This window comes from Maribellus mangrovi, assembly GCF_037646455.1.
Taxonomy (GTDB): Bacteria; Bacteroidota; Bacteroidia; order Bacteroidales; family Prolixibacteraceae; genus Draconibacterium; species Draconibacterium mangrovi_A.
Map to the genome: position 1 here is coordinate 72,119 of NZ_JBBIXN010000010.1, position 8,883 is coordinate 81,001.

At 41.0% G+C, this 8,883-nt stretch carries 8 protein-coding genes; all 8 read left to right on the forward strand.

Going from position 1 to position 8,883, the window contains the following annotated elements; all coding sequences use genetic code 11:
- Positions 1–2 precede the first annotated feature (2 nt).
- The 8 genes from WFY05_RS22040 to WFY05_RS22075 all read left to right on the forward strand — a co-directional run bounded on the left by WFY05_RS22040 (position 3) and on the right by WFY05_RS22075 (position 8,650).
- Positions 3–1,538, forward strand: a complete 1,536-nt coding sequence (locus WFY05_RS22040) for an acyl-CoA carboxylase subunit beta (protein WP_340115110.1) — start codon at positions 3–5, stop codon at positions 1,536–1,538.
- A 224-nt stretch (positions 1,539–1,762) separates the two neighbouring features.
- On the forward strand, positions 1,763–2,995 hold the full coding sequence (locus WFY05_RS22045) for a dicarboxylate/amino acid:cation symporter (protein WP_340115112.1): 1,233 nt from the start codon (positions 1,763–1,765) through the stop codon (positions 2,993–2,995).
- A 220-nt stretch (positions 2,996–3,215) separates the two neighbouring features.
- Positions 3,216–4,244, forward strand: a complete 1,029-nt coding sequence (locus WFY05_RS22050; protein ID WP_340115113.1) for a sensor histidine kinase — start codon at positions 3,216–3,218, stop codon at positions 4,242–4,244.
- A gap of 1 nt (position 4,245) precedes the next feature.
- Positions 4,246–4,986: a LytR/AlgR family response regulator transcription factor gene (locus tag WFY05_RS22055; RefSeq protein WP_340115114.1), complete on the forward strand. Its 741-nt coding sequence runs from the start codon at positions 4,246–4,248 to the stop codon at positions 4,984–4,986.
- 115 nt (positions 4,987–5,101) lie between these two features.
- Entirely contained in the window at positions 5,102–6,238 is a 1,137-nt protein-coding gene (locus WFY05_RS22060; RefSeq protein ID WP_340115115.1) for a serine hydrolase domain-containing protein, read from the forward strand.
- 89 nt (positions 6,239–6,327) lie between these two features.
- Complete coding sequence (locus tag WFY05_RS22065; RefSeq protein WP_340115116.1) at positions 6,328–6,945, forward strand: DUF4230 domain-containing protein; 618 nt, start codon at positions 6,328–6,330, stop codon at positions 6,943–6,945.
- A gap of 176 nt (positions 6,946–7,121) precedes the next feature.
- Complete coding sequence (locus WFY05_RS22070) at positions 7,122–7,952, forward strand: DUF4369 domain-containing protein (RefSeq protein WP_340115117.1); 831 nt, start codon at positions 7,122–7,124, stop codon at positions 7,950–7,952.
- A gap of 251 nt (positions 7,953–8,203) precedes the next feature.
- The gene (locus WFY05_RS22075; protein WP_340115118.1) at positions 8,204–8,650 is read left to right on the forward strand and encodes a cold-shock protein; all 447 of its coding nucleotides are present in this window, start codon (positions 8,204–8,206) and stop codon (positions 8,648–8,650) included.
- Positions 8,651–8,883 lie beyond the last annotated feature (233 nt).

The window sequence follows — 8,883 nt, forward strand, 5'->3', positions numbered from 1 at the left end:
GCATGGATTTAAAAGCAAAATACGAACAACTGGACACCTTCAACCAACAAGCCGAAGAAGGAGGTGGTCAACAAAGAATTGAGAAACAACACGCCGCGGGTAAAAAAACGGCACGCGAACGAATATTGCAGTTTCTCGATCCGGGAACCTTTTCAGAAATCGACAAATTGATGACCCACCGGAATTATGATTTCGGAATGGAGGCTCAAAAAGTTTTGGGTGATGGTCTGGTTTCAGGTTACGGAAAAGTAAATGGCCGACTGGTGTATGTATTTGCCCAGGATTTTACGGTGTTTGGTGGCTCGCTAAGCCGCGCCAATGCCGATAAAATTGTAAAAATACAGGAACTAGCGCTGAAAATGGGTGCTCCCGTTATCGGATTAAATGACTCGGGTGGCGCACGTATTCAGGAAGGAGTGGAAAGCCTCGCCGGTTATGCGGATATTTTTTACAACAATGTCATCTCTTCCGGAGTGATTCCGCAAATATCGGCTATACTTGGTCCGTGTGCAGGTGGAGCTGTTTACTCGCCTGCCCTTACCGATTTCATTTTCATGGTAAATGAAAAAAGCCACATGTTCGTAACCGGACCTGAAGTGATCAAAACGGTAACACACGAAGATGTATCGAAAGAAGAACTGGGAGGTGCACACACGCACAGCACAAAAAGTGGCGTGGCACATTTTAGCGGAAACGACGAAGAGCAAACCATAATGATGATCCGGGAGTTGTTAAGCTTCCTGCCATCGAACAACCTTGAAGATCCGCCGATAAAACCGAATGTCGATCCGATAGACCGCGTAGACGAAAACCTGCAGGAGATTGTTCCTGCCGATCCGAACAAGCCATACGACATGCATGAGATCATACAAAGTGTGATCGATAACAAACACTTTTTGGAAGTACAACCACAGTACGCGCAAAACATGATTGTTGGGTTTGCCCGATTTGGCGGACGGCCGGTCGGAGTTGTAGCCAACCAACCGGGACACCTTGCCGGCGTTCTTGACATCAATTCTTCGGTAAAGGCAGCACGTTTTGTACGTTTTTGCGATGCTTTCAACCTGCCACTAGTAACTTTTGTTGATGTCCCTGGCTTCCTGCCGGGTACCAACCAGGAATTTGGAGGAATTATTAAACACGGTGCTAAATTGCTGTATGCTTTCTCAGAAGCAACCGTTCCTAAAATTACTTTGATTACGCGAAAAGCTTACGGCGGTGCATATGATGTAATGTCTAGTAAACACATCGGTGCGGATGTTAACCTGGCCTACCCCACAGCTGAAATTGCAGTAATGGGCCCCGAAGGAGCCATCAACATCATTCACCGCAATAAGTTGAATGACGAAGAAAAAATAAAAGCTGTAGCAGATTATCGCGAGAAATTTGCGAATCCTTACAAAGCAGCGTCACTGGGTTATATCGATGAGATCATCCACCCGAAAAATACACGTAAGAAAATTGTTGACGCGTTGGAAATGACGCACAACAAACGAAAATCAAATCCACCTAAAAAACACGGAAATATTCCGTTATAAGGATTTGAATCGTTAAGGAAAGAGCAGGTGAATATCAGTTGATGTTCACCTGTTTTTTTTGAAGCCTTATTCTTTTCGTTACAACTTTGTCAAATCTGTTAAAAAAGAATACTTTAGTGCGTCCAAAAAAATCAACATAAAAACGGAACATGAAATGAGCTTGATTAATTCTGGATTTATGCAAGCTCCATTTGATGCCATAAAAAATAAACATTTTTAATCGTATGAAAATCACGAAGATCCAGCTCCACTGGCAAATCCTTATAGCACTAATTTTAGCCGTACTTTTTGGTTATTTTATTCCCAGTGGTATTCCTTATGTTGGCTGGATGGGCGACATTTTTCTTCGCGGACTAAAAATGGTGATCATACCGCTTATTCTGAGTTCCATCATAAGTGGGGTAACCAGCATGGGAAAAGGTAAGGACCTGGGACGTTTAAGTGTAAAAACCTTGTTGTACTACCTTTCAACAAGCACGCTGGCCATTGTTACCGGACTGGTTATTGTAAACCTTGTAAAACCCGGCGTTGGAGTTGAACTGGGATTTACACAATCAGTTGAAGGACTTTCGGAAAGTACAGGTTCGGTAAGGGACATTTTGTACCGGCTTGTACCCGATAACATTGTGGATGCAATGGCACAGGGCACCATACTTTCGGTGATATTTTTTGCCATCATTTTCGGCTATTTTATCACCCAGGTTGAAGACCGCTACAAAAATCCCTTAAAAAACTTTTTTGACGGGGTATTTGAGGTGATGATGAAAATTACCCTGTTTATTATTCGTTTTACGCCGCTTGGCATTTTTGGAATTGTTGCTCGTGAAGTGGCCCGTAATTCCGATCAGCTGGCTAACATTGCCGGAAGCCTGGCCATTTACAGTTTGTGTGTGGTAGGCGGTCTGCTTATCCATGCCTTTATATCGCTTCCGTTAATTGTGCGATTTATTGCCAAAGCAAAACCGTTCAAGCATTTTTCGAACATGCTAACTCCGCTTCTAACTGCATTTTCCACCTCATCGTCGAGTGCCACTTTGCCACTTACCATGGACGCGCTGGAACACAAAAGCGGTGTTTCCAATAAAATAACAAGTTTTACGCTGCCTCTTGGAGCCACCATAAACATGGACGGAACTGCCCTGTACGAATGCGTGGCTGCTATGTTTATTGCACAGGTTTATGGCGTAGAACTCACTTTTGCTCAGCAGGCACTTGTTGTTGTTACTGCGCTACTTGCTTCTATCGGCGCCGCAGGAATACCAATGGCCGGACTGGTAATGATTACAGTAGTGCTTACCGCTATCGGACTGCCGCTGGAAGGAATCGGGCTTATCCTGGCTGTCGATCGCATTTTGGACATGTTGCGCACATCGGTTAATGTATGGAGCGACAGCTGTGGCGCCGTTACCGTTGCACGGTCCGAAAATGAGGAAACAAACGTTGCTTATGCAAAATAAGCGGTTCAATCTGCAACAGTAGAGTCACTATCGACGAAACAACACCTATATCCGACAAAACGCATTTCGACGAAATATTTGGTTATATTGAAGAAAATCAGCTCTTTATTCAACAAATTTCTCGTACAATTGTATTTAGAAGTCAAGGGATAAGAACAGCTTCCTTAAATTGGGATTAAGGCACCATAAGGGGAAGAATCTATATTTAATAAAAACTGCAATGAAGATATTCAAGTACAGGGTATTGAATCATGTGCTATTCTGGATAGTCATATTCGCATTCTTTACATTTCCACGAATTGTAGCGGTAGGATTTACACTCGAAGCTTTTGTAAACTTACTTTATATTCCGTTCGATATCATCGCAACGTACATTTTTATAGAGTTCTTGATTCCACGCTTTATCCTGAAGAATCGACATTTTCTTTTGTTTTCCATCGGGGCCATCGTAACTTTTACGCTGAATATTTTGGTTTCGCAGTACATTATGTACAACATTCAGCCCCAATTAGGATTCTGGACGTACAAAAGCAATTCGGTATTGAGCGATGTCATGAAACTTATTGTAAATAACCTGATGATCATTGGTACAGCATCAGCCCTGAAATTGTTTAGTTATTTCTACAAAATACAACTCGCCCATTCCGAACTGCAACGAAAAACGGTACAGTCGGAACTTGGCATTTTGCGTTCGCAGGTAAACCCGCACTTTCTCTTTAATGTTCTGAACAACATCGATGCGCTTATTTTTGAAGACAAAGAAAAAGCGTCGACTGCGATTTTTCTATTGTCGAAAATTATGCGCTACATGTTACAGGAATCAAATCATGAGAAAGTGACGCTTGACAAGGAAGTGGAGTACATAAAAGATTATCTTGAACTGGCCAAGCTCAGTTTTAACTCGCCCAATTTTCTTCGTTTCAACCTAAAAGGCTCGACTAATTTTAAAGAAGTCCCCCCGCTCTTGTTTATCCCGCTGATTGAAAATGCAGTGAAGCACTGCAACAAACAAGTCGATCCGCCGGGAATAGAAATCGATTTTTACGTAAACGATGAATACATCGAACTGCATACCAAAAATTTCATAAAACGAAACGATTTTAAACTGCCCGACAGCGGATCGGGAACGGGACTGAAGAATGTGGAGAAACGCCTGCAATTGGTTCACGGCGATAATTATTCTTTTGATATCAACAGGAATATGGATAAATTTGAAGTGTACCTGAAAGTTCCACTGAAAACCAGTTAAAATGAAGATGAACTGCATAGCCGTCGATGACGAACTTCTGGCGCTGAAAAAGATCCAACGTTTTGCCGAAAAAATCGATTACCTGAACCTCATGGGCACTTTCGACAACGCACTGGCCACATTTTCGTTCCTTCGCGAGAATAAAATAGACCTGATCTTTCTTGACATTCAAATGGATGAATTTACGGGCATACAATTGCTTGAAACGCTGAAAGATCCGCCATATGTTATTCTTACAACCGCCTACGACGAATATGCCTTGAAAGCTTACGAACTGGATGTTGTGGATTACCTGCTAAAACCCATTCCATTTGAGCGATTCGTAAAAGCTGTGGAAAAGGTTTATGCACGTTTTATGAAGGATCAGCATCAGCATAAACACATTGCAATGGGTAATTCGGTGGAGAAGAAAAGCGATCAGCCAGAATTTACTTTCATTAAATCGGGGAATAAAACCGTTAAAGTTTATTTCGATAAGATCATGTACATTGAAGGGCAGCGCGATTACCTTCAGATCCACACCGAAGACAGTAAGATCATGACCCTGCTAAATTTTAAAAAGATGCAGGAATTGCTCGATCCGCAGCGTTTTATTCGTGTGCATAAATCGTATGTTATCTCTATCGACAAGATTGACTACATTGAAAACAACGCCATTCGCATAAAAGACAAACTTATTCCGGTTAGCAACACCTATAAAGTGGCCTTTTTCAACCTTTTAAACAAGAAGAACTTTATATAGCTTGTCGGGATCGACAGCAAATAAAGGACATTCACTCCATTTTTTGATAAAATTTAACCCGCGACATCCTGCAAAATTTTTATTTTTGGTGCTGTTTTTACAAAACCGAATTAAGATGCTACGAAACATTCAATTTATTCTTTTACTATTCATTTTGTTTGGTCTTTCAAATTGTAAAAAGGCCACGACCGACATTTTTTACAGCAAAAAGTACATCGAAGAAATTAAATTGGCACGTAAAAAGGTGGGCTACCACATGGTACAAAATTCCATTCCGGGTGCCAGTATTGCCGTTTCTATCGATGGCGAGCTGGTATATTCCGAAGGGATGGGCCTGGCTTCTAAGGACCTGGAAGTTACGGTTACCCGCGACACCAAGTTCCGAATCGGGCAGTTATCGTCGTTATTTACCAATGTACTTTATCAAAAACTCGTTGAAGAAGGTGTCGTCAATCCCGATTCATCGGTGCGGTATTATTACCCCGATTTTCCTGAAAAACGCGGAAAAGTGATTATGAGCCAGCTGGCCAATGAAACATCCGGAATACGACCGCCGCGCGGCGATGAGGAACTGGAACAGATGAATACTTCCATTCAGGCGGGCCTGAAATTATTTAAAGACGATCCGCTGGAAATGCCTCCCGGTCAGTTTCAAAATCCCAGCTGCTATAACTACAACCTACTTGGAGCAGCCATGGAAAAAGCAAGCGGAAAAAGATTTAACAAACTGCTGAAAGAATACGTTACCGACACGCTTGATTTCGAAAACACCGTTATAGATAATCCTTTTATGACCATAAAGGGACGAACCGATTTTTACGAGCCCAACATCATCGCCCAGGTCGTAAATTCAAGCTTTTACGATCTGCGTATGAATGCACCTTCCATGGGGTTATTATCAAATGCAGACGACCTTGTAAAACTGGGAAATGCACTTTTAGCAGGCGACTATTTTACCGAAGAAACCCGCCAGAATCTGTTTAAACCTGTAAAACTTTACAACGATAACATGTCGCAGATGGTAAACGGCTGGATGGTTTTCAAAGACAATTTTGGCAACACCGTTTATGGCCAGGAAGGAACTGTGCCCGGTGGTGCTGCTTCAATACTTATTTATCCTGAACACAAGCTGGTTATCGGCTTTGCCTGCAACTTATCTTCATCGGTTCACGATACACCCGCATTTATGGTGGCTAACGTTTTTCTGGGAACCGAGGGGAAAGAAGAAAGCAATAAATCGAAGTTAAAATAGACTCGCTTTTAAACAACCGCCTGATTCCTAACCGTTACAACTGAAGGTTTTCATAAAAAATACTAATTTAGTATGGAAACAATTGTTATATGGAGATTCTGGTTTTATTGGGCATTATTTTAGGGCTGGCACTTGGAATTGTTGGCAGTAGCTTCTACTTCAAAAGTAAACAAGATCGGGAACTCAACCAGCAGTCAGCACTGCTTCTCGAGAAAATTAAACAAGTTTGCAAACTCATCACCGTTGAAGGCGAATTTTCGGAAATATTTACGCACCGCGATGAAAAGAACATGTTCTTCAAACTCATTCAGTTTGAAAAGAAAGCCCTGCTGATCGTAAAAGCTAAAGTGATGATTGGCTTCGACTTCACCAAAATTAAAATTGAAGTTAACACGCAAAAGAAACAAATTTTGCTAAGCCGGTTTCCTGCACCCGAAATATTAAGCATCGACAACGACCTGGAATATTATGACGTTCAGAAGGGAATAATCAACAAATTCTCAGGAACCGATCTGACCAGCATGAACAAGAAATCGAAAGATTTTATTCGCGAAAAAGTAGCCGACAGCGACCTGTATATTCTTGCCGGGAATCAGGCTGCCGAATCCATTCAAATCATACGTGCGTTGATAGAGTCGGTGGGTTGGGTGCTGGTATCAGAAAACCTGGCTTTTAAGGAAACTGAAGAGCCCAAAAAGATCAGTTAAGTAGAATTTCAAAAAGCCGGTGTGCCATGCCAGTGCGATTCAAATTAATTCAATATGAAAAAAAGTACGCAGCACCGGAAAATGAAACCGATTCTTCACAGATAAAGGAAATTAGTTTTAACTTTCATTACTCAAAAGTTGAATACGACCACTTGGGTTGCACAAAATAATTTCGGATGAAACAATTTAATCATATAAAACTTGTTGCGATCATTCTCAGTTTGCTGCTGATTTACAGCTGCAAGCACAAAAACAACAGCTGGGAAATAAAGGGAAAAGGTATTGAGAACGAACAGGTTTACCTTTGCCAGGTCGATCTCATTGACGGAGATACAGTAATCGACTCTACACGTGTCGAAAAAGGTAAGTTTTCGTTTAGCGGTACTAATCCGGATGAGCGTCTTCAACCCTATAAGATACTGAGCAAAGGCAAGCAACATGTTGCCATTGATGTTTTGATTGCCAACGGAGAACAACTTCAGGTAGCTGTAAAAGACGAGTATGATATCAACTTTTCGGGAACACCAATTTCGAAAACCTACAATAAATTCCTCGACTTCAGAAAAAATGAGCTGGATAATCTTAAGGAATTCAGGCAGGTTCTTTCAGACAGTTCCCTTACAGAAGATCAGATAAATACGAAGATGCTGATATACAAAGAGAAAATGCAGGAATTGGAGAACGAGAAGATTGAATTTTTGAAATCGATACAGAATCCTGAACTGAACAGTTTCCTGGTATTGCATGAAGCGGTAACTTCGGGAGTGATTGAAAAGGAAGTTTTTGATAAATATGTGAAGGCTTTAACCCCCGAGGGGTCGATGACAAAGAACGGACACAAAATGCACCAGATTTATGAAGTCTTTGATTCATACGCCTTAAGTCGCGAACTCGATCTTTTAGATTCTGCCACTGTTCGTTCGAGATACAATCAACTGGACAGCGAAAACAAAAATTCGGAATTTGCCAGGCAGGTTTTAAAAAGCATCGAGCAGGCGAAAAAGTAATTTTACAGCTATATTTCAATCCCTGAATCAGGTTTGTAGCCATTGAATTTATATTATCGCATACAATTATTAACTTTGTAGTCCGGGCAACCGGTTTTTATTGGATCGTCTTTTAACATTGCTTTGTTTCGCTATCGCCTCGCGAATCTTCTCAGCGTGTAAACCGACCTCAAAATTAACTTTCTTGTTCGGGTAAAAAAGAGACCATTATTGGGCTCATGACATCAGATAGAATTAAAAAATAATATTGAATGGGTAGATCATCAGCATCTTTTAACAAAAAAGAATTAGAAAAAAAACGAGCACAAAAGAAAAAAGAAAAACAAAAGCGCAAAGAAGAGCGCAAAGCCAATAGCGGCGGTAATTCGTTAGACGACATGATTGCTTACGTCGATGAAAACGGAGTAATCACCAGTGAAGCTCCCGATCCGGATAAAAAAGAGGAAATTGATGCGAGCGAAATTCTCGTTTCAACACCTAAAAAAGGAGAAGAGGAAGAGGAAATATTACAGGGCCGGGTAGAGCATTTTAATGCCGATAAAGGTTACGGTTTTATAAAAGACCTGTCGAATGGAGAAAAATATTTTTTCCATATCAGTGAAGCCTTTCCAAACATTACCGAAGGCAATAAAGTAACATTTGACCTTGAAAAAGGAACCCGCGGACTTAATGCCGTTAAAATTCAGGCTGTAGAATAAGTATATTCAAAATCATAACCGGCCAACCAATCGGGCAACTCCTGTCTGACCGGAGAATAAGGATTCTATCGTTTTCAAAAAAGATAGAATCCTTATTTTGTAAATGCCTGTAACAAAACTGCCGGCTCAATCGAACCGGCAGTCTGTATTTGTAGTTTTTAACGTCAGTTCGACATAAGAAACACAATAATTTATTAGAAAAGAAACAAGGTTTTGTTTATATTTAAGTATCT